Origin of the sequence: Roseovarius gaetbuli, assembly GCF_900172365.1 — a bacterium.
In the GTDB taxonomy this organism is placed as follows: domain Bacteria; phylum Pseudomonadota; class Alphaproteobacteria; order Rhodobacterales; family Rhodobacteraceae; genus Roseovarius; species Roseovarius gaetbuli.
In genome coordinates this window covers 114396-131578 of sequence record NZ_FWFJ01000001.1, presented here as the reverse complement: position 1 = coordinate 131578, position 17183 = coordinate 114396, and the positions used below count along the sequence as shown (strand labels likewise).

Annotated in this window: 20 protein-coding genes and 1 tRNA gene; 8 read left to right on the top strand and 13 right to left on the bottom strand. The window is 60.4% G+C overall.

Features of this window, described 5'->3' with window-relative positions; genetic code table 11:
• Positions 1 to 10: 10 nt before the first annotated feature.
• Both ROG8370_RS00650 and dusB read right to left on the bottom strand, forming a co-directional pair.
• On the bottom strand, positions 11 to 1075 hold the full coding sequence (locus ROG8370_RS00650; protein ID WP_085825155.1) for a two-component system sensor histidine kinase NtrB: 1065 nt from the start codon (positions 1073 to 1075) through the stop codon (positions 11 to 13).
• Positions 1072 to 2046, bottom strand: a complete 975-nt coding sequence (gene dusB, locus ROG8370_RS00645; RefSeq protein WP_085825268.1) for a tRNA dihydrouridine synthase DusB — start codon at positions 2044 to 2046, stop codon at positions 1072 to 1074. The genes ROG8370_RS00650 and dusB overlap by 4 nt, the downstream gene beginning before the upstream one ends.
• Before the next feature lie 184 nt (positions 2047 to 2230).
• On the opposite strand from dusB, the gene ROG8370_RS00640 reads away from it, so the two are divergent.
• The 6 genes from ROG8370_RS00640 (at position 2231) to ROG8370_RS00615 (ending at position 6766) form a co-directional block, all read left to right on the top strand.
• Complete coding sequence (locus ROG8370_RS00640) at positions 2231 to 3379, top strand: bifunctional 2-C-methyl-D-erythritol 4-phosphate cytidylyltransferase/2-C-methyl-D-erythritol 2,4-cyclodiphosphate synthase (RefSeq protein ID WP_085825154.1); 1149 nt, start codon at positions 2231 to 2233, stop codon at positions 3377 to 3379.
• Positions 3370 to 3867 carry a phosphatidylglycerophosphatase A family protein gene (locus tag ROG8370_RS00635; protein ID WP_085825153.1) on the top strand — a complete coding sequence of 166 codons (498 nt, stop codon included), beginning with the start codon at positions 3370 to 3372 and terminating at the stop codon, positions 3865 to 3867. Before ROG8370_RS00640 ends, ROG8370_RS00635 begins: the two co-directional genes overlap by 10 nt.
• A complete protein-coding gene (locus ROG8370_RS00630; protein ID WP_085825152.1) occupies positions 3864 to 4331 on the top strand; it encodes a CinA family protein in 468 nt (155 codons plus the stop codon). Before ROG8370_RS00635 ends, ROG8370_RS00630 begins: the two co-directional genes overlap by 4 nt.
• A 165-nt stretch (positions 4332 to 4496) precedes the next feature.
• Entirely contained in the window at positions 4497 to 5675 is a 1179-nt protein-coding gene (locus tag ROG8370_RS00625) for an ammonium transporter (protein ID WP_085825151.1), read from the top strand.
• A 202-nt stretch (positions 5676 to 5877) separates the two neighbouring features.
• Positions 5878 to 6150 carry a hypothetical protein gene (locus ROG8370_RS00620; RefSeq protein WP_085825150.1) on the top strand — a complete coding sequence of 91 codons (273 nt, stop codon included), beginning with the start codon at positions 5878 to 5880 and terminating at the stop codon, positions 6148 to 6150.
• Positions 6095 to 6766, top strand: coding sequence for a hypothetical protein (locus ROG8370_RS00615; RefSeq protein ID WP_139838002.1), 672 nt, complete (start codon positions 6095 to 6097; stop codon positions 6764 to 6766). The genes ROG8370_RS00620 and ROG8370_RS00615 overlap by 56 nt, the downstream gene beginning before the upstream one ends.
• A gap of 107 nt (positions 6767 to 6873) precedes the next feature.
• On the opposite strand, the gene ROG8370_RS00610 is transcribed toward ROG8370_RS00615, so the two are convergent.
• Complete coding sequence (locus ROG8370_RS00610; RefSeq protein ID WP_085825148.1) at positions 6874 to 7320, bottom strand: type II toxin-antitoxin system RatA family toxin; 447 nt, start codon at positions 7318 to 7320, stop codon at positions 6874 to 6876.
• An 82-nt stretch (positions 7321 to 7402) separates the two neighbouring features.
• On the opposite strand from ROG8370_RS00610, the gene hpt reads away from it, so the two are divergent.
• Together hpt and ROG8370_RS00600 are read left to right on the top strand one after the other, a co-directional pair.
• A complete protein-coding gene (gene hpt, locus ROG8370_RS00605) occupies positions 7403 to 7945 on the top strand; it encodes a hypoxanthine phosphoribosyltransferase (RefSeq protein WP_085825147.1) in 543 nt (180 codons plus the stop codon).
• A gap of 74 nt (positions 7946 to 8019) precedes the next feature.
• Entirely contained in the window at positions 8020 to 9009 is a 990-nt protein-coding gene (locus ROG8370_RS00600; protein WP_085825146.1) for a quinone oxidoreductase family protein, read from the top strand.
• Between the two features lie 82 nt (positions 9010 to 9091).
• On the opposite strand, the gene ROG8370_RS00595 is transcribed toward ROG8370_RS00600, so the two are convergent.
• The 10 genes from ROG8370_RS00595 to ROG8370_RS00550 all read right to left on the bottom strand — a co-directional run bounded on the left by ROG8370_RS00595 (position 9092) and on the right by ROG8370_RS00550 (position 17158).
• Positions 9092 to 9168, bottom strand: a tRNA-Arg gene (locus ROG8370_RS00595).
• A 51-nt stretch (positions 9169 to 9219) separates the two neighbouring features.
• The gene (locus ROG8370_RS00590) at positions 9220 to 10440 is read right to left on the bottom strand and encodes a cysteine desulfurase (protein WP_085825145.1); all 1221 of its coding nucleotides are present in this window, start codon (positions 10438 to 10440) and stop codon (positions 9220 to 9222) included.
• A 1-nt stretch (position 10441) separates the two neighbouring features.
• Positions 10442 to 11038 (bottom strand): YIP1 family protein, encoded by a 597-nt coding sequence (locus ROG8370_RS00585; RefSeq protein ID WP_245827129.1) that lies wholly within the window; start codon positions 11036 to 11038, stop codon positions 10442 to 10444.
• Entirely contained in the window at positions 11035 to 11520 is a 486-nt protein-coding gene (locus ROG8370_RS00580; protein WP_085825143.1) for a YIP1 family protein, read from the bottom strand. The genes ROG8370_RS00585 and ROG8370_RS00580 overlap by 4 nt, the downstream gene beginning before the upstream one ends.
• Positions 11520 to 12809 (bottom strand): Fe-S cluster assembly protein SufD, encoded by a 1290-nt coding sequence (sufD, locus tag ROG8370_RS00575; RefSeq protein WP_085825267.1) that lies wholly within the window; start codon positions 12807 to 12809, stop codon positions 11520 to 11522. The genes ROG8370_RS00580 and sufD overlap by 1 nt, the downstream gene beginning before the upstream one ends.
• Positions 12809 to 13564, bottom strand: a complete 756-nt coding sequence (sufC, locus tag ROG8370_RS00570) for a Fe-S cluster assembly ATPase SufC (RefSeq protein WP_085825142.1) — start codon at positions 13562 to 13564, stop codon at positions 12809 to 12811. The genes sufD and sufC overlap by 1 nt, the downstream gene beginning before the upstream one ends.
• Before the next feature lie 36 nt (positions 13565 to 13600).
• Complete coding sequence (locus ROG8370_RS00565) at positions 13601 to 14206, bottom strand: hypothetical protein (RefSeq protein WP_085825141.1); 606 nt, start codon at positions 14204 to 14206, stop codon at positions 13601 to 13603.
• Between the two features lies 1 nt (position 14207).
• Positions 14208 to 14522, bottom strand: a complete 315-nt coding sequence (locus ROG8370_RS00560) for a heavy metal-binding domain-containing protein (RefSeq protein ID WP_085825140.1) — start codon at positions 14520 to 14522, stop codon at positions 14208 to 14210.
• 50 nt (positions 14523 to 14572) lie between these two features.
• Complete coding sequence (gene sufB / locus ROG8370_RS00555) at positions 14573 to 16096, bottom strand: Fe-S cluster assembly protein SufB (protein WP_085825139.1); 1524 nt, start codon at positions 16094 to 16096, stop codon at positions 14573 to 14575.
• 18 nt (positions 16097 to 16114) lie between these two features.
• On the bottom strand, positions 16115 to 17158 hold the full coding sequence (locus tag ROG8370_RS00550) for a cysteine desulfurase family protein (protein ID WP_085825138.1): 1044 nt from the start codon (positions 17156 to 17158) through the stop codon (positions 16115 to 16117).
• Between the last annotated feature and the right edge of the window lie 25 nt (positions 17159 to 17183).

The following is a 17183-nucleotide window of genomic DNA, read 5'->3' as shown; positions in this document are numbered from 1 at the left end:
TTATGCTCCCTTATCTGTTGGTTACTGCGCGTTGCAGAGAAATCCGGAACACGGTGCGTCCGGGCACCGAGGTGACCGAAATCCAGCCGTCGTGGTCCGAAATGATCTTGGCCGCGAGCGCGAGCCCAAGGCCGGTGCCGTTTTCACGCCCCGACACGAAAGGGTCGAACACATCCTCGGCAATCTCGGGCGGAAGGCCCGGCCCGTCATCGGTAATCTCGATTTGCAGCGGAAGCGCCTTTTCCGCGCCATCGCCCCCGCGCACCCGCAGGGATTGCTCGTAATAGGTTCTGAGGCGGATCGTGCCAGGCTTGCCCCCGGCCGCCTCACTGGCATTTTTCAACAGGTTCAGCACCACCTGCAAAAGCTGATCCGCATCGCCAAGCGCCAGCGGCAGCGAGGGATCGTAATCCTCGACCAGCGCCATATGCGCCGCAAAGCCAAGCATCGCCGAACGACGCGCGCGATCCAGCACATCATGCAGGTTCACCGGTTTGAGATCGGGCGCGACGATATTGCCGAACTGTTCAACCCGCTCCAGCAGGGCGACGATGCGTCGGCTCTCGCTGACGATCAGATCGGTCAGCTCAAGGTCCTCGGGGCTAAGCGTCATCGACAATAGCTGGGCTGCGCCGGTGATGCCCGCCAGCGGGTTCTTGATCTCATGGGCCAGCATCTCGGCCATGCCGATCGCCGATTTGGCCGCCGCCTTGACGCTGCTGTTCTGGGTCATGCGCCCGGCAAGCTCGCGCGGGCTGATCAGCATGAGCATATGCCCCGCCTGCCCGGCCAGCGGCGAGACCTGCAAATTGCACTGCATCGGCGCGCGCTCGCCATTGCCGACATCGACGTCGTTGACAAAAAGTGGCGCATTGTTGGCGCGCGCCCTCTCGAAGGCCTCTTCCAGCGGCGCATTCACCGCCAGCTTGTCCCAGACCGGCTGACCGATCAGCGCCTTTGACGAAGTCATCAGGAATCCCTCGGCGGCCGGGTTGATCCGCACGATCATGTCGCTGTCGTCAAGCACAAGTGCCGGCACCGGAAGCGAGGCCCAGATGGCATCCTGATCAATCATGCCGCCACCTTTCCGGGATTTGCATCCGCCATGGCCGCCGGGATCAGGGCCAGAACCTCGTCGATCTGTTTGCTGGTCAGGATGCGCCGACGCAGCGCCGGTTCGGTGCCAACCGCATCCATATACCAGCCAAGATGCTTGCGCGCGTTGCGCAGCCCAAGGACCGCGCCGTAAAATCGGATCATTGCCTCGTAATGCTCGCCAACAAGCTCGGCCAGGGCCGCGCCTTGTGGCACCTTTGGCGCAGGCGCGCCGTAAAGCGCCGCCGCGACCTGGGCCAAAATCCACGGGCGCCCTTGCGCCCCGCGCCCGATCATCACCCCATCCGCCCCCGACAGGTGCAGCGCCTCGCGCGCTTGCGCAACGCCAGTGATATCGCCATTGGCAATCACCGGGATGCCAACCGCCTGTTTGACATCTGCAATCGCCGCCCAATCGGCGCGGCCCTTATAAAACTGACAGCGGGTGCGCCCGTGAATGGTGATCATCGCGATGCCCGCGGCTTCGGCGCGCTTGGCCAGCTCGGGCGCATTCATGAGCGCGTCATCCCAGCCAAGCCGCGTCTTGAGCGTGACCGGCACCGTGACCGCGCCAACCACCGCCTCGATCAGGCCGAGCGCGTGATCGAGGTCCTTCATCAGGGCCGAGCCGCTGGCGCCGTTGCCCGCCGCACTCGTAACCTTTTTCGCCGGGCAGCCCATGTTGATATCAATGATCCGCGCGCCATTGGCCTCGACCATGCGGGCGGCCTCGGCCATCCAATGCGCCTCGCGCCCGGCCAGTTGCACGGCGGTGTTTTCAATCCCAAAGCCAAGCTCGGCCTTGCCGCGCGCACAGGGGCGGGCCTGCACCATTTCCTGACTTGCGATCATTTCACTGACCACGAGCCCCGCGCCAAAGCGCGAGACCACGTTGCGAAACGGCAAGTCGGTGATTCCCGCCAGAGGGGCGAGCAAAACCGGGGTCGTCATCGGGTGATCGGTCACTTGCAGGGTCACATGCCTAATCCTTGTGCAATGGCGCTGTTCTAGCTGTGAATCCAGCCTGAAACAATGTTCACAGGCCTAAAATAGCAACATTGAAAGCGCCTGTGCTTAATTTTTAGGCAACCGCACAGCCATTGCGCTTGTCTGCGGCGCGGCATAAATCAAGGGCATGACAATCGCCGCCCTTATCGTTGCCGCAGGCCGAGGCCAGCGCGCAGGCACGCCAGGCCCCAAGCAATGGCAGCCGCTTGGCGGGCGCCGGGTGATCGACTGGACGCTGGACGCCTTTCACGCCACGCCTGTGGTCAGTCGCATCCTCGTGGTGCTGCACGCCGATGACCTCGGGCTTTTGCCCGACTCACCGGATATAGAGATCACAACCGGCGGTGACAGCCGCGCCGGGTCGGTGCGCAACGGGCTTGAGTATCTCGCCGCGAATGGTGGCGATGTTACCCATGTCCTGATCCACGATGTCGCCCGGTGCTGTATCACCCCGGCGCATATCGCCCAGATTGCTGCGCGGGTTCAAACCGGCGACACCCCCGGCGTCGCCCCGGCCCTTGCGGTGACCGATGCCCTTTGGATTGGCGCTGACGGACAGGTCGCAGGCACGAAAGATCGAAGCGGCCTTTACCGCGCCCAGACCCCGCAAGCCTTTGATTTTGTGGCCATCCTTGCCGCGCATCGCGCCCATCCGGGTGGTGCCTCCGATGATGTCGAGGTCGCGCGCGCCGCAGGGCTTGCGGTCAGCATCGTTGAGGGCGATGAGAGCAACCTGAAAATCACCCATCCGCCCGATTTTGAACGGGCAGAGAAAATACTGAGGGATCAAATGGATATTCGCATCGGCTCAGGCTTTGACGTGCACCGTTTTGGCGCGGGCGATCATGTCATGCTCTGTGGTGTCGCCGTGCCGCATGAGCGCGGGCTTCAGGGGCACTCCGACGCCGATGTTGGCATGCATGCGCTCACCGATGCGATCTACGGCGGGATGGCCATGGGCGATATCGGGCGTCATTTCCCCCCAAGTGATCCGCAATGGAAAGGCGCCGAAAGCCATATCTTCCTGCGCCATGCCGTTGCCCTTGCGACGGAACATGGATTTAAAATCAACAATATGGACGTCACTCTTATCTGTGAGCGCCCCAAGATCACGCCCCATTCCGCCGCCATGCAGGCGGCATTGGCCGAGATCACCGGCGTCACGGTTGACCGGATTTCGGTCAAGGCAACCACGTCAGAGCGGCTCGGGTTTACCGGGCGCGAAGAAGGCATCGCGGCACAAGCCGCCGTAACATTGGTGAAGATATGCGCGTAAGTCATTTGATTGCAACGTTTTTCTGTGTCGGCCACCTGCGCCCGGCACCCGGAACATGGGGATCGCTCGCCGCCCTGCCGACGGCATGGGCCTTGCATGTGCTGGGTGGTCCGATCCTTTTGGCGCTTGGTGTTGCCCTTTCATTCACATTAGGAGTGTGGGCCACAGCACGGGAAACAAAAGGAAAAGATGATCACGACCCCTCCGAGATCGTGATCGACGAGGTCGCCGGACAATGGCTTGCGCTTTTGCCGGTCTCGATCGGCGCGACCCACGCGGGCGTCGACATGCTGGCGCTTTGGCCGGGTTGGGTCACGGGTTTCGTGGCGTTTCGCCTGTTCGATATCCTCAAGCCCGGCCCGATCGGCTGGGCGGATCGGCGCAATGACCCGCTTGGCGTGATGCTTGATGATATCTTCGCCGGTATCGCCGCAGCGCTTTGCGTCATGGCAGGGGCCGCGATCTCGCATGGCCTCCTGGGCGCATGACGGTTTCCGAGATCCTTGCGCGAGCGCGCGAAAAGGGCCTGCGCATCGCCACCGCCGAAAGCTGTACCGGCGGGATGATCGCCGCGCGGCTGACCGATATAGCGGGCTCTTCGGATGCGTTTGACCGGGGCTTCGTAACCTATTCCAACGCGGCGAAACAGGACATGCTTGGCGTTGCCACGGCCACGCTAGACGCCCATGGCGCGGTCTCGGAACAGGTGGCCGCCGAGATGGCGTCGGGCGCCCTGCACCACTCTGCTGCCGATATCGCGGTGTCCGTCACCGGCATCGCAGGCCCCGGCGGATCAGAGCACAAGCCCGAGGGCCGGGTCTGCTTTGGTCTTGCCCAAAGGGGCGCGCCGGTGCTGGTTGAAACCATCGAATTCGGTGCCCTTGGCCGTGAGGGCGTGCGCCTTGCCAGCACCGCGCATGCGCTTGATCTTCTGGCAAAAGCCGTAAACTGACTTCGCGTGCAAATTGGGCGCAGGCCCGAATTACAGCCTAATTTTTAGGCGCTTTGCATAACGCCCGCTCTTTGGGCGCCTTCAGATACGATTGCCGCTTTTTTTACCGCTCCGTATTCGGTTGAACCGTCACAAACCGAAAAAAACCCATGGAGAGGAAAAGAGATGAACGGAGCGGATACCGCCTGGATCATTGTGGCAACGGCGCTGGTGCTGTTTATGACATTGCCGGGGCTTGCCCTGTTTTACGGCGGCCTCGTGCGCGCGCGCAACGTGCTGAGCGTGTTCATGCAGTGTTATGCGATTGCCTGTTTGATGAGCGTGCTTTGGCTTGTCGCCGGGTACTCCATTGCCTTTGGCGATGGCAACGCGCTCTGGGGCGGCTTGGGCAAGATGTTCCTCAGTGGCGTCACCGCCGATAGCCTGTCGGGCACCCTGCCCGAGGTTCTGTTCTTTGCCTTTCAGATGACATTCGCGATCATCACCCCGGCGCTGATTGTTGGCGCCTATGTCGAGCGGATTGGGTTTGGCTTTGTCCTGCTGTTCTCGGGCCTCTGGATGCTGCTCTGTTATGCGCCGGTGACCCATTGGATCTGGGGCGGCGGCTTTCTGGCGGATGGCGGCATTTTCGGCGAGACCGGCGTCAAGGATTTCGCCGGCGGCATCGTGGTGCATGAAACGGCCGGTCTGGCGGCGCTGATCATCGCGGTGATGCTTGGGGCGCGCAAGAACCGCACCACGCCGCCGCACAACCCCGGTTTCGTGATGATCGGGGCGGCGATGCTCTGGGTCGGCTGGTTCGGCTTTAATGGCGGCTCGCAATTGGCGGCCGACGGCGGCGCCGCGATGGCGCTGACCGTGACTCATATCTCGGCGGCAACCGCCTCGCTCAGCTGGGCGCTCTGGGAAAAGATCAAGTTCGGCCGCGCCTCGCTTGTCGGCATCGTGACCGGCACCATCGCCGGACTTGCGTCAATCACACCCGCAAGCGGCTTTGTCAGCCCGGTAGAGGCGCTTATCATCGGCGCGATTGCCGGGGTTCTGTGTCAGGAGGCGGTCAACCTGATCCGCGAAAAGCTGCACATCGACGACACGCTGGATGTCTTCGCGGTGCATGGCGTGGGCGGCATTTTCGGCACGATCATGATCGCGGCCTTTGGCGCCGGAACCTGGGCGGCGCAACTTGGCTCGCTCGCCATCGTGGGCATCTTCACGACGGTTGTCACGGTGGTTCTGGTCAAGCTGGTGTCGCTTGTCACGCCGCTTCGGGTTGATCTTGAAACCGAAACCAACGGTCTTGACCTAAGCGTTCACGGCGAGCGCGCCTACGACATGAGCAGCTAGGCGGCAAAATGTCTTGATCGGGCCTCTCTGAACGCCCGGTCAAGACAGCCAGGCCCCGGTCATACCATGAGGAATATTCAACACTGTTTTTATAAATCGGCGCTAATCGCCGCTATTACGCCATATAGCAGCCTTGTTTAGCCTCCCTCCGCCACACAGAGCATTTTGTGCAAAAAATTACTTTCTTGGGAGATAGACACTTATGAGTACCTCAACCTTCGTGCTGACAGGCGATGTCAATATCAAGATCATCGTGACTGAACTTGAAGATGGATCGCTGAAATTTGACCTTTCCGTGCTGGATGACACCGGCTCTATTGGTGATCTGAACGCAATCTTCTTTGACCTAGCGGACGACAGCCTTGCTGACGGTTTGACCGTCTCAGGCGATGATGTCACCGGGGTGAAATTCAAGGTGGATGGTGTCATCCAAAATCGACAGCTTCACCAATATCAATGGCGAAGTGGTCAATGATTACGGTAAATTCGACAGCGGTGTTCAGTTCGGGACCGCCGACATCGGAGAAGACGATATTCGCGAGACAAGCTTTATTCTGTCCCAAAGCAATGTCGATCTGACCATTGAAAGCATCCTGGGCCAGGATTTTGCCGTTCGCCTGACCAGTGTCGGCCAAGAAGACGGCAGCCGGGAGGATTCGCTTAAAATCGGGGGCGAAGCGCCAATCGAGGCGGACCCGGCCGTCGACCCGGATCCGGTACATATCGCCAATGACGACTTTCTTTTCGTGTTTGAAACCGAAGGCTTCAACCGGGATGGCAGCGGCGATGCCCTGGAAGGGCGCATGACATCCGTTCTTCAGAACGACACAACAGATGACCTTCAATATCTGGGTCAGGTTGAAGGCGTGAATGGCGATACGACGGCTGTGGCGCAGATCGTCAGCGGCTTGAGCGGTGGGCTGCTCATCATGTATGCCGATGGCAGTGTAGATTTCTCGGCGGATGGTCAGTTCGACTATCTTGGCACCGACGAAACCGCCCAAACCGAATTCACCTATGCGATCGAAGGCGGCGACACGGCCACACTCTTTGTTACCATCTGGGGTGAAGACGATATCATTGGCGGCTGAGAATATATTCTTCCTCACCAAAGGGCGCTTTGCGACAACCATCGCAAAGCGCCCGATCTTTTTGTTTATGGGTTGACCCCCTTGACGGGCTGGCTTGCGTGTCTGGCCTAGCCGTAAAGATCATCGGCGCGCTCTTCGAACGCGCGCACGATCCGCTTCATAGCCTCAAAGAAAAACAGATCAGCTGCGGACTGCAAAATTCTGTTCTTGAAGGCGAAATCCACATCAAAGGCAATCTCACAGCCACCCTCGATATCGCGGAACTGCCAGTTGGACTTGAGGTATTTGAACGGCCCGTCAAGATACTCGGTCTCGATCCGTTGGGCCGCAGGCCAGAGCACGACCCGGCTTGTAAAGCGTTCACGGAAGACCTTGAAGCTGACCACGAGATCGGCCTCCATCACCTCTGATCCATCGGCCTGCGGCGTCACACTTCGGACCCGCGAGGCGGCCGTCCAGGGCAGGAATTTGGGATAGTTGGCCACATCGGCCACCAGCCCATACATCTGATCCGCTGAATAGCGCAGGGTGCGTGTCTCGGAATGTGATGGCATAAGGGCCCCGGATGTACAGTGGTTTTCACGTGACAGTGGCGCGCTTTGTCATAGACTGGGGCGGAAATTTCAAGGGGGTGTTATGCCGGATCGTCCTTATGTGATCGACAAACTGATCTCAGCCAAAAGCATCGCCGCCCGCATCGAGGCACTGTCACACGAGATCGAGGCCGAATTTGCAGGCACCAAAAAGCTGACTGTGGTGGGCCTTTTGCGCGGCTCATTCGTGTTCATCGCCGATCTTGTGCGCGAACTTGACCTGCCGGTCGAGGTGGATTTCGTTGAAACCTCGTCTTATGGAAACTCCACAGAAAGCAGTCGGGAAGTGCGTATTCTCAAGGACTTGCGCGGCGATATTGAAGGGCGCGACGTGTTGGTTGTCGAAGATATCGTCGATACTGGTCACACACTTTTTCACGTGCTGAACCTGCTCAATAGCCGTCGGCCGCATAAATTGCGCACCATTGCCCTTTTGGATAAACCGTCGCGCCGCGAGGCCGATATTCGCGCCGACTGGACCGGGTTTGAAATTCCGGACGAATTTGTTGTCGGCTATGGCATCGACTTTGCCCAGAGAAACCGCAACCTGCCCTATATCGGCAAGGTCCGCTTTACCGAGGGCTGACCAACAGTGCCACGACGTCTGGACTGTGCCCGTATTTCGTCTATCTCATAGGCGATCAATCAGGGAGCAGGACAATGACACAACAGATCACCGCCATGCGGCTTGCCGCACATGGTGCGCCAGAGGTCTTGAAGGCCGAAACGCTGGATCTCGCCGCGCCGGGGCCCGGCGAAGTTCAGATCGAGCATTTGGCCATCGGCGTTAATTTCATCGACATCTATCACCGCAAGGGCGTCTTCGCGCCGCCCCTGCCCGTGCCGACCGGTCTTGGCATGGAGGGCGTCGGCCGCGTAACAGCGATTGGCGAGGGCGTTGAGGGGTTTGCCGTGGGGCAGCGTCTGGCCTATGTCGGTGGTCCGCCGGGCGCCTATGCCACCCATCGCAACCTGCCCGTCGCGCGGGCCCTTGCCGTGCCCGAGGCGCTGAGCGATCGCGATATCGCCGCGCTGATCTTCAAGGGGCTGACGGTTGAATACCTGATCCACCGCTGCGCGCCGGTCACCAAGGGCGACACCGTTCTTGTGCATGCGGCGGCGGGGGGTGTCGGGCTTATTGCCTGTCAATGGCTGCACCATATGGGCGTGACGGTGATCGGCACCGTGAGCACCGCGGCAAAGGCAGCCACCGCCAAGGCCAATGGCTGCGCGCATGCGATTATCTATACCGAAGAGGATTTTCCGGCCCGCGTTGCCGAGATCACCGGCGGCACCGGCGTCAAGGTGGTCTACGATTCGGTCGGGGCCGATACCTTCGCCAAATCGCTGGATTGCCTGCGCCCGCGCGGCACGATGGTAAGCTTTGGCGAAGCCTCTGGCCCGGTGCCACCGCTGGCCATCGGCCTTTTGGGCGGCAAGGGGTCGCTTTTCCTCACCCGGCCCTCAATCGCGCATTACACGGCTGTGCGCGCCGAATACGAGGCCGCCGCGCAAAACCTCTTTGCGGCAATTGCGGCGGGCGTTGTGCGCGCCGATACGATTACGACCTATGCGCTAGGCGATGCGGCCAAGGCCCACGCCGATATCGAGGCACGCCGCACCTCGGGGTCGGTTCTGCTGATCCCGTAAGCCTGCGATGACACGGCCCGCTGTCACGGCGGGCCGAATGCCAGTGGCGAATTACGCCAAGTCTTTTGACCGTAAGGAAAAATGGTGAACCCAGCTGGATTCGAACCAGCGACCTCTGCCTTCGGAGGGCAGCGCTCTATCCAGCTGAGCTATGGGTCCACACCTGCGGCGTGGTATAGCGGGGCATTCCCTGCCCCGCAATCGCAAAAATCAGCCGAAAAGCTCGTGCGCCAACTCAAGCGCGTCGATAAGGGCATCGACCTCTGCATGCGTGTTATACATCGCAAATGATGCCCGGCACGTGGCCGTTACCCCCATGTGATCCATCAGCGGCCCGGCACAGTGATGACCGGCGCGCACCGCGACGCCCTTTTTGTCGAGGATCGTCGAAATGTCATGGGCATGCGCCGCGCCCTCCATGGTGAACGAGAAAATCGCGGCCTTGTCGGGCAAGATGCCCTGTTGCGAAATCCAGTTCAGCCCGGCCAGTTTGCCCTGCGCATAGTGGCTCAACTCGTCTTCATGGGCGGCAATCGCCTCCATCCCGACGCCCATCATATACTCAAGCGCGACGCCAAGGCCGATAGTCTGCACGATGCCGGGGGTGCCGGCCTCGAATTTCATCGGCGGGTCGTTATAGGTGACGGCGTCCTTGCTGACTTCGCGGATCATGTCGCCGCCGCCCATGAAGGGGCGCATTTCGGTCATCCGCTCTTTCTTGACAAAGATCGCACCAGAGCCCGAGGGCCCGTAAAGTTTGTGTCCCGTTATTGCATAGAAATCACAGCCCATCTCATCGACATTGACTGGCATATGCACCGCGCCCTGGCTTCCATCCACCAGCACAGGCACGCCCTTGGCATGGGCGGCGTCGCAGATGGTTTTCACATCAACTTTGGTTCCCAACACATTGGAAAGCTGTGTAATTGCGATCAGCTTGGTGCGTGGCGTAATGGCGTCGATCACCTTTTGCGGATCAAGATAGCCGCGTGCATCCACATCCACCCACTTGAGGGCGACGCCCTGACGTTCGCGAAGGAAATGCCAGGGCACGATATTGGCGTGATGCTCCATCACAGACAGGATGATCTCATCGCCCGCCTGCATGCGCGGCATGGCCCAGCCATAGGCGACCATATTGATGCCCTCGGTGGTGCCGGAATTCAGCACGATCTGATCCTCGTCGGCAACACCAAGGAAACGCGCAATCGTGCCGCGCACGGATTCGTACTTTTCGGTCGCCAGGTTACTGAGGTAATGCAGCCCGCGATGCACATTGGCATACTCATAGCTATAGGCGGTTGTGATGGCATCAATCACCACCTGCGGCTTTTGCGCGGAGGCCCCATTATCAAGGTAAATCAAAGGCTTGCCGTTCACTTCTCGTGCAAGAATCGGGAAATCGGCGCGAATTTTCTCTACATCGAGCATCTCATGCCCCTCCCATAGCGGCCACGCCGATCATGCTTAGCAACATGGACAGGCCCACGGCCATGGCCACCATCGCCAAAACAATCACCCCCGCCGCCTTGAACATATTGTCAAAGCGATGCGCGGCATCGACAAATCCGATCAGAATATAAATGCCCCAGAGCGAGGCTATGAAAATCACCATTGCGCCAAGAACAGGCGCCACGATCACAAGAACCGCCACCACCAGTTGCAGGATAAGCCGCAGCACCTGAAGCCAGCAGATCAGCACAAGCATGTCATCCAGACGCCCCTTGCCACCAAAGCCCTGCCCGATCCAGTAAAGCGTCAGCACCGTGATCGCGAGGGCGCCAAACAGAAACATCGTGAACAGAACCGGCGAATGAAAGGCCGGCGGCATCATTGCGGTCGCCATCGGATCGCTTGTCGGCGTCAGTTGCAACGTGACCGAATAGACGATCGAGTTGAGCACCGACATCAGGGCAAGCGCCGTCCAGAGCCATCGCTGCGGCAGGTTGAGCGAGATCAGAACCCCTGCGGCGCTGCGCGGGGCAAATAATGTCTGCACCAGAAGGGCCTTGAACCCGGCCTGTGTCATGCTTTGCTCCACTCCGCCTCTAGCCAGCCGGCGACCCAGAACCAGCCGAAGAAACTCAACCAGATCAGGCCAACCGCCTGAAGCCCCGGCCCCGGACCGATAAAGCCGGCCACAAGCCCGTGCAAAAGCATGATCGGGCTTGTCGCCAGCAGAGCCCAGAACAGCGCGACGCGCGCGCCATAACCAGTGCCCTTGGCACCAAGCACGCGCGCAAGCCCGTGGCTGATAAGCGCCAGCGTGTAAAGGATCAGCGGCGCAATGAATATCCAGGCCAAAAGCGCGCCGCCCAGCATCGGGTTAAGCTCTTGCCCGGTCAGATGCGCCTCGCGGGCAAGACGCGGCCATTGCGCGATGAAAATCACCCCGCAAGCGGCCACGAGAATGACCAGAGCCCGATCCTCGCGGGGACCAGCATCAAGCAGGCGCCGCACCACCCGGCGCGGCCCCTTATAGGTGGCGACGATGTCGCGTGTGACCGGCATCAGCCGCGCCGACGCTCCAGCCAGCCCTCAAGCCGACTGTTTATTTCCCCGCGCAGGGCCTCATCCGAGATTTCCTCGACCGCTTCGGCCAAAAAGGCCAGTGTCAGAAGGTCGGTTGCGATGGCCTTTGGCACACCGCGCGCGCGCAGGTAATAAAGCGCATCCTCGTCAATTGCGCCGGTGGTGCTGCCGTGTGAACAGGCCACGTCATCGGCGTAAATCTCAAGCTCGGGCTTGGCCAGGAACTGGCTGTCGTCCTCCAGCAAGAGCGCCTGGCTGATCTGATAGCCATCGGTTTTTTGCGCGCCGGCCTTGACCAGGATCTTGCCCTGAAACACGCCCGTCGCGCCGTTGCGCAGCACCTTCTTGAACACCTGGCGGCTTTCACAGCGCTCGGCGTCATGGGTGATGAACACGGTGTCGTCGTGATGAAAGTCACCGTCACCCATGGCCGCGCCCGCCACATGAGCGGTCGCATCATCGCCGGTAAGCTCGATCACGCATTCGTTGCGCGTCATCACGCCATTGGCGGTCATGGTAAAGCTCTTGAAGGCGCTCTTTGTCCCAAGGCGGGCAAAGATATGCGTCGCCGCGCGCCGCTCGTGATCGCGCCCTTGGGTGCGCACGTGGTGGAAGGTCGCGCCGTCGCCAACCTCGACCTCCATCACCTTGTTAAAGCGCGCCGCCGCCGGGCCGTTTTCGAGAATGGTGGCTTCGGTGTCGGCATCAAGCTTGACGATGTGGTGTAAAACCGCATCGGAAGTATCTGATTTGTGGATGTAAATCAGGTTTATGGGTTTGCTGGCCGCCGCCGTCACATGGATCAGCACGCCATCGGTTGCGAGCGCGGTATTAAGCGCCGCAAGCGGGCGCGCCACCGGCGTCTGGCCGCGCTCTTCGAGCACGCCATAGGTGTCTTTCGCCCAGTGGATATCGCTTTGACCGGCCTCGGCCAGACGCTCGATGCGCACACCCTCAAGCGCGAGGTCATCGCTGGCCTCGGCATCAAAAACCCCATCCACGAAGACGATCCGAAGGCGGTCAACACCGCCGAACATCTCGGCCTCGCCGCCAGTGTCAAACAGGGCCGCTTTCGGGGCTTCGGCCTGAACAAGGCTGTCGGGACGGGTGAATTTCCAGTATTCATCGCGCCGCTCGGGCAGGCCCATGGCCCGTAGCCGGTCAAGCGCCGCGCCGCGCGCCGCCATGGCCCATGTGCCCCCTTCGGGAAGCGAAAGCGCCGCAAGACGCTCTTGGTTGGCGGTCATTTTTGCCTGCGGGGCCGCCATCATGCCACCTCCGACAGGATATCGGCATAGCCGTTCTTCTCGACCTCAAGCGCCAGCTCCGGCCCGCCGGTCTTGATGATACGGCCATCGAACATGATGTGCACCACGTCGGGTTTGATATGATCGAGCAGGCGCTGGTAGTGGGTGATCACAAGAAAGCCGCGACCCGCATCGCGCAGGGCGTTCACCCCTTCCGACACAAGTTTCATCGCATCCACGTCAAGACCGGAATCGGTCTCGTCGAGAATGCACATCTTCGGCTCAAGCATCGCCATCTGAAGGATTTCATTGCGCTTTTTCTCGCCGCCCGAAAAGCCGACGTTTACGGGCCGCTTGAGCATGTCAGCGTCGATCTTGAGGGTCTTGGCCTTTTCACGCACCAGCTTGAGGAAATCGGCGGCGCTGATCTCATCTTCGCCGCGCGCCTTGCGCTGAGCGTTCATTGCGGTGCGCAGAAAGGTCATGTTGCCCACGCCGGGGATCTCGACAGGGTATTGGAAGGCCAGGAACAGGCCCGCCGCGGCGCGCTCTTCCGGCTCCATCTCAAGGATGTCCTCGCCCTCAAGCGTGGCACTGCCCTCTGTCACGGTATAGCCATCGCGCCCCGAAAGAACATAGGACAGCGTTGATTTACCAGAGCCGTTCGGCCCCATGATCGCATGCACTTTGCCCGCCTCGACGGTCAGGTTCACACCCTTCAGGATGGTCTTGTCCTCTTCTTCAAGATCGACGTGCAGGTTCTTGATTTCCAACATTTTATGTCCTCACCGTGTGTTGCGTTCAAACCCGCCTCAAGGCCGGGTCATCATCTCGATTATCTTCAAAAGCCGATCCGCCGGCAGGGCCATCGGCTTGACGTCAAACTCGGCCATGCGGCCATGCAGGCGCAAAGGCGCGCCCAGAAACTCTTCGATCTGATGGTATTGGCGACGACGTTTATAGTCATCGACCAACACCTTCACCGGCCGGGTCGTGCGCAGCGCCACCGCCATCGCACAGCCGGTACGAAACCGCCCATCGACCAGCACCACATCGGGCTGGCGAAATTCCGGCAGGTCCCAGACCTCCAGCGGATAGGAGGCATAGCGCTTCCAGCCGCTATTGTTGCGGGGAAACCCCCATTCCTTGGTCGGCCCGATATCGGACCAGATCACATCAACCTCGGTCGCCTCGGCGGGCGGGTTTTGCGCCAGAAAGCCGCGCATCATCTGCGCCCAATCCTGATCGCTTTCGACGCTAAACACCTGTTTGCCCGGCATTTCCGAGGCCATCACCGTCGAGCCACCCGATCCGTATTCCAGGATCACCGAGGCCCCCTCATAGGCCGCGCGCACCGCCGCCGCCTCCGCCTCTGGCAGGGTCAGCTCGGGCCGCTCTATGACGGATACGCCCGACATCCTAGCCCAGCACCACCGCCGTGCCCGAGGCCGAGACCATCAACATCGACTCCCCGACAACCTCGCAATCAAGATCAACCCCGACCACCGCATCCGCCCCAAGCGCCGCCGCGCGCTCTTCAAGCTCGCGCAGCGCCACCTCGCGCGCATCCGCAAGCTTGGTTTCATAAGCGCCAGAGCGCCCGCCGACCACATCGGTAATCTGGGCGAAGAAATCGCGCATGATATTGGCCCCCATGATCGCCTCGCCGACAACAATGCCGCGATAATCGGTGATCGGGCGCCCCTCGACGCTTTGGGTGGTGGTGATGATCATCGCCGTCTAGCCTCCTATCGTTCATGCGTAGGGTGGGTGAAACCCACGCCCTAGCCGACCGACCCTTCCAGCGAAATCGCCACCAACTGCTGTGCTTCCATGGCAAATTCCATCGGCAGCGCCTGAAGCACGTCCTTGCAGAAGCCGTTGACCACAAGCGCGACGGCCTCTTCCTCGTCCATCCCGCGCGAGCGGCAATAGAACATCTGGTCGTCATCCACCTTGGATGTGGTCGCCTCGTGCTCTACTCGGCTCGAGTTGTTCTTGACCTCGATGTAAGGCACCGTATGTGCCCCGCATTTATCGCCGATCAAAAGGCTGTCGCATTGGGTATAGTTGCGGCTGTCCTTGGCCTTGGGATGCATCGACACAAGCCCGCGATAGGTGTTTTGCGCATGCCCCGCGCTGATCCCCTTGCTGACGATGCGCGAACGCGTGTTCTTGCCCAGATGGATCATCTTGGTGCCGGTGTCGGCCTGCTGGTAATTATTGGCAATGGCGATCGAATAGAACTCGCCCTGGCTTTGATCGCCGCGCAGGATGCAACTCGGGTATTTCCACGTCACAGCAGAGCCGGTTTCGACCTGCGTCCACATCACCTTGGCCCGATCACCCCGACAATCGGCGCGCTTGGTCACAAAGTTATAGATCCCGCCCTTGCCGTTCTCATCCCCCGGATACCAGTTCTGGACCGTGGAATATTTCACCTCGGCGTCTTCCTCGATGATGATCTCGACCACCGCGGCATGAAGCTGTGCCACGTCGCGCTTGGGCGCGGTACAGCCCTCAAGATAGCTCACGTAGCTGCCCTTGTCGGCGATGATCAGGGTGCGCTCGAACTGGCCGGTGTTCTCGGCATTGATGCGGAAATAGGTGCTAAGCTCCATCGGGCAGCGCACGCCCGGCGGCACATAGACAAACGAGCCATCCGAGAAGACCGCCGAATTGAGCGTGGCATAGTAATTGTCGCTCACCGGCACGACCGACCCGAGGTATTTCCTGACAAGCTCGGGATGCTCTTTGATCGCTTCCGAGATCGAACAGAAAATCACCCCGGCCTTGCGCAATTCGGCCTGAAAGGTGGTGCCGACCGACACGGAATCAAACACCGCATCCACGGCCACCTTGCGCCCTTCGGCGGGCATGTCCTCGGCGCCTTCAACCCCGGCAAGGATCATCTGCTCCTTGAGCGGAATACCAAGCTTGGCATAGGTCGCCAAAAGCTTGGGGTCGACCTCGTCCAATGACTTGGGCTTGACCTCCATGCTTTTCGGGCGGGCATAGTAATACTGGTTCTGAAAGTCGATTTTGGGATAGTCGACCATCGCCCAGGTTGGCTCTTCCTTGGTCAACCAGCGGCGATAGGCTTCGAGGCGCCACTCGGTCATCCACTCGGGCTCTTCGTTCTTCGAGCTGATCAGACGGACGATATCCTCGTTAAGCCCAAGCGGGGCGTATTCCATCTCGATATCGGTTTCCCAGCCGTATTTATAGGCGCCGCCCACCTCGCGCACGGCATCGACGGTTTCCTGATCTACGCCTTCCTTGACCTGAACGTCGTCCAAAACAGCCATTCCTATCTCCTTAACCTCTCAGACCATCCGGCCCTGATGTTTTTGCCAACGCTTCAGCCAGTCTTCGGCAAAGCGCATGATCTCATCTTCTGTCGTCTGGGGCCCAAGCGAGACGCGTATCGCGGAGCTTGCCTTGGCCTCGTCAAATCCCATCGCGCGCAAAACCTTGCTGGCGCGCACCTTGCCACTGGAACACGCACTGCCCGCCGAAATGGCAAACCCGGCAAGGTCCATCGCCATCACCTGCGTCTCGCCTTTCCAGCCCGGCGTAATGAAGCAGCTGGTGTTGGGCAAGCGATCAACGGCTTTCCCGACAAAAATAGTCTCATTTGCAAACTGTGCAATAGTGGATTCTAGAATGTTTCTAAGTTTTTCCACCCTGGCCCAAGTCTCGCCCTCAAGATCACGGGCTGCCGCCTCGGCAGCAGCGCCGAATCCGGCGATGCCGATCACGTTCTCCGTGCCGGCCCGACGCCCCATTTCCTGACCACCGCCAAGGATCTGGGCCGCTACATCCGTGCCCCGCTTCACCACAAGTGCGCCAATCCCTTTCGGCCCGCCAAGCTTATGCGCAGAAACAAGCGCCATCTGACATCCTGACCAGTTGAACGCCATCGGCAATTTGCCAAAGGCCTGCGTCATGTCACTTACCGCAAGACCTTCGGGAAGGGCCTGAACAACGCCGGTCTCGGAATTGGCCATCTGTAAAACCGAGCGCGCCGGATCAGGCACACCGACACGGCCGTCCTCATCAACCTCAAGCTCATCGCTCACCCAGGCCCCGACCGCATCATGCTCAACGCCAGCCCCGGCAAGCCCTCGTCCTGCACAGGCAAGCGCGGCCGCTTCGGTTGCACCGGAGGTGAAAATCACATCCGCCCCCTCTGCCCCAAAGGCCGCTGCCACCTGCGCACGCGCTCTCTCGACCAAACCCTTGGCCGCGCGCCCCTCGGCATGCACACTCGAGGGATTGCCCACGACATCCATCGCCGCAATCATCGCCGCACGCGCCTCGCTCCGCAGCGGCGCCGTCGCGTTATAATCAAGGTAAACACGCGCCATTACACGGCTTCCCCTTCTTCTTGGC

What these genes read in the sequence shown, in the direction of transcription:
- ROG8370_RS00650 (WP_085825155.1), bottom strand. Translation starts at nt 1,075, where the DNA reads ATGATTGATCAGGATGCCATCTGGGCCTCGCTTCCGGTGCCGGCACTT.
- dusB (WP_085825268.1), bottom strand. Translation starts at nt 2,046, where the DNA reads ATGACGACCCCGGTTTTGCTCGCCCCTCTGGCGGGAATCACCGACTTG.
- ROG8370_RS00640 (WP_085825154.1), top strand. Translation starts at nt 2,231, where the DNA reads ATGACAATCGCCGCCCTTATCGTTGCCGCAGGCCGAGGCCAGCGCGCA.
- ROG8370_RS00635 (WP_085825153.1), top strand. Translation starts at nt 3,370, where the DNA reads ATGCGCGTAAGTCATTTGATTGCAACGTTTTTCTGTGTCGGCCACCTG.
- ROG8370_RS00630 (WP_085825152.1), top strand. Translation starts at nt 3,864, where the DNA reads ATGACGGTTTCCGAGATCCTTGCGCGAGCGCGCGAAAAGGGCCTGCGC.
- ROG8370_RS00625 (WP_085825151.1), top strand. Translation starts at nt 4,497, where the DNA reads ATGAACGGAGCGGATACCGCCTGGATCATTGTGGCAACGGCGCTGGTG.
- ROG8370_RS00620 (WP_085825150.1), top strand. Translation starts at nt 5,878, where the DNA reads ATGAGTACCTCAACCTTCGTGCTGACAGGCGATGTCAATATCAAGATC.
- ROG8370_RS00615 (WP_139838002.1), top strand. Translation starts at nt 6,095, where the DNA reads ATGGTGTCATCCAAAATCGACAGCTTCACCAATATCAATGGCGAAGTG.
- ROG8370_RS00610 (WP_085825148.1), bottom strand. Translation starts at nt 7,320, where the DNA reads ATGCCATCACATTCCGAGACACGCACCCTGCGCTATTCAGCGGATCAG.
- hpt (WP_085825147.1), top strand. Translation starts at nt 7,403, where the DNA reads ATGCCGGATCGTCCTTATGTGATCGACAAACTGATCTCAGCCAAAAGC.
- ROG8370_RS00600 (WP_085825146.1), top strand. Translation starts at nt 8,020, where the DNA reads ATGACACAACAGATCACCGCCATGCGGCTTGCCGCACATGGTGCGCCA.
- ROG8370_RS00590 (WP_085825145.1), bottom strand. Translation starts at nt 10,440, where the DNA reads ATGCTCGATGTAGAGAAAATTCGCGCCGATTTCCCGATTCTTGCACGA.
- ROG8370_RS00585 (WP_245827129.1), bottom strand. Translation starts at nt 11,038, where the DNA reads ATGACACAGGCCGGGTTCAAGGCCCTTCTGGTGCAGACATTATTTGCC.
- ROG8370_RS00580 (WP_085825143.1), bottom strand. Translation starts at nt 11,520, where the DNA reads ATGCCGGTCACACGCGACATCGTCGCCACCTATAAGGGGCCGCGCCGG.
- sufD (WP_085825267.1), bottom strand. Translation starts at nt 12,809, where the DNA reads ATGGCGGCCCCGCAGGCAAAAATGACCGCCAACCAAGAGCGTCTTGCG.
- sufC (WP_085825142.1), bottom strand. Translation starts at nt 13,564, where the DNA reads ATGTTGGAAATCAAGAACCTGCACGTCGATCTTGAAGAAGAGGACAAG.
- ROG8370_RS00565 (WP_085825141.1), bottom strand. Translation starts at nt 14,206, where the DNA reads ATGTCGGGCGTATCCGTCATAGAGCGGCCCGAGCTGACCCTGCCAGAG.
- ROG8370_RS00560 (WP_085825140.1), bottom strand. Translation starts at nt 14,522, where the DNA reads ATGATCATCACCACCACCCAAAGCGTCGAGGGGCGCCCGATCACCGAT.
- sufB (WP_085825139.1), bottom strand. Translation starts at nt 16,096, where the DNA reads ATGGCTGTTTTGGACGACGTTCAGGTCAAGGAAGGCGTAGATCAGGAA.
- ROG8370_RS00550 (WP_085825138.1), bottom strand. Translation starts at nt 17,158, where the DNA reads ATGGCGCGTGTTTACCTTGATTATAACGCGACGGCGCCGCTGCGGAGC.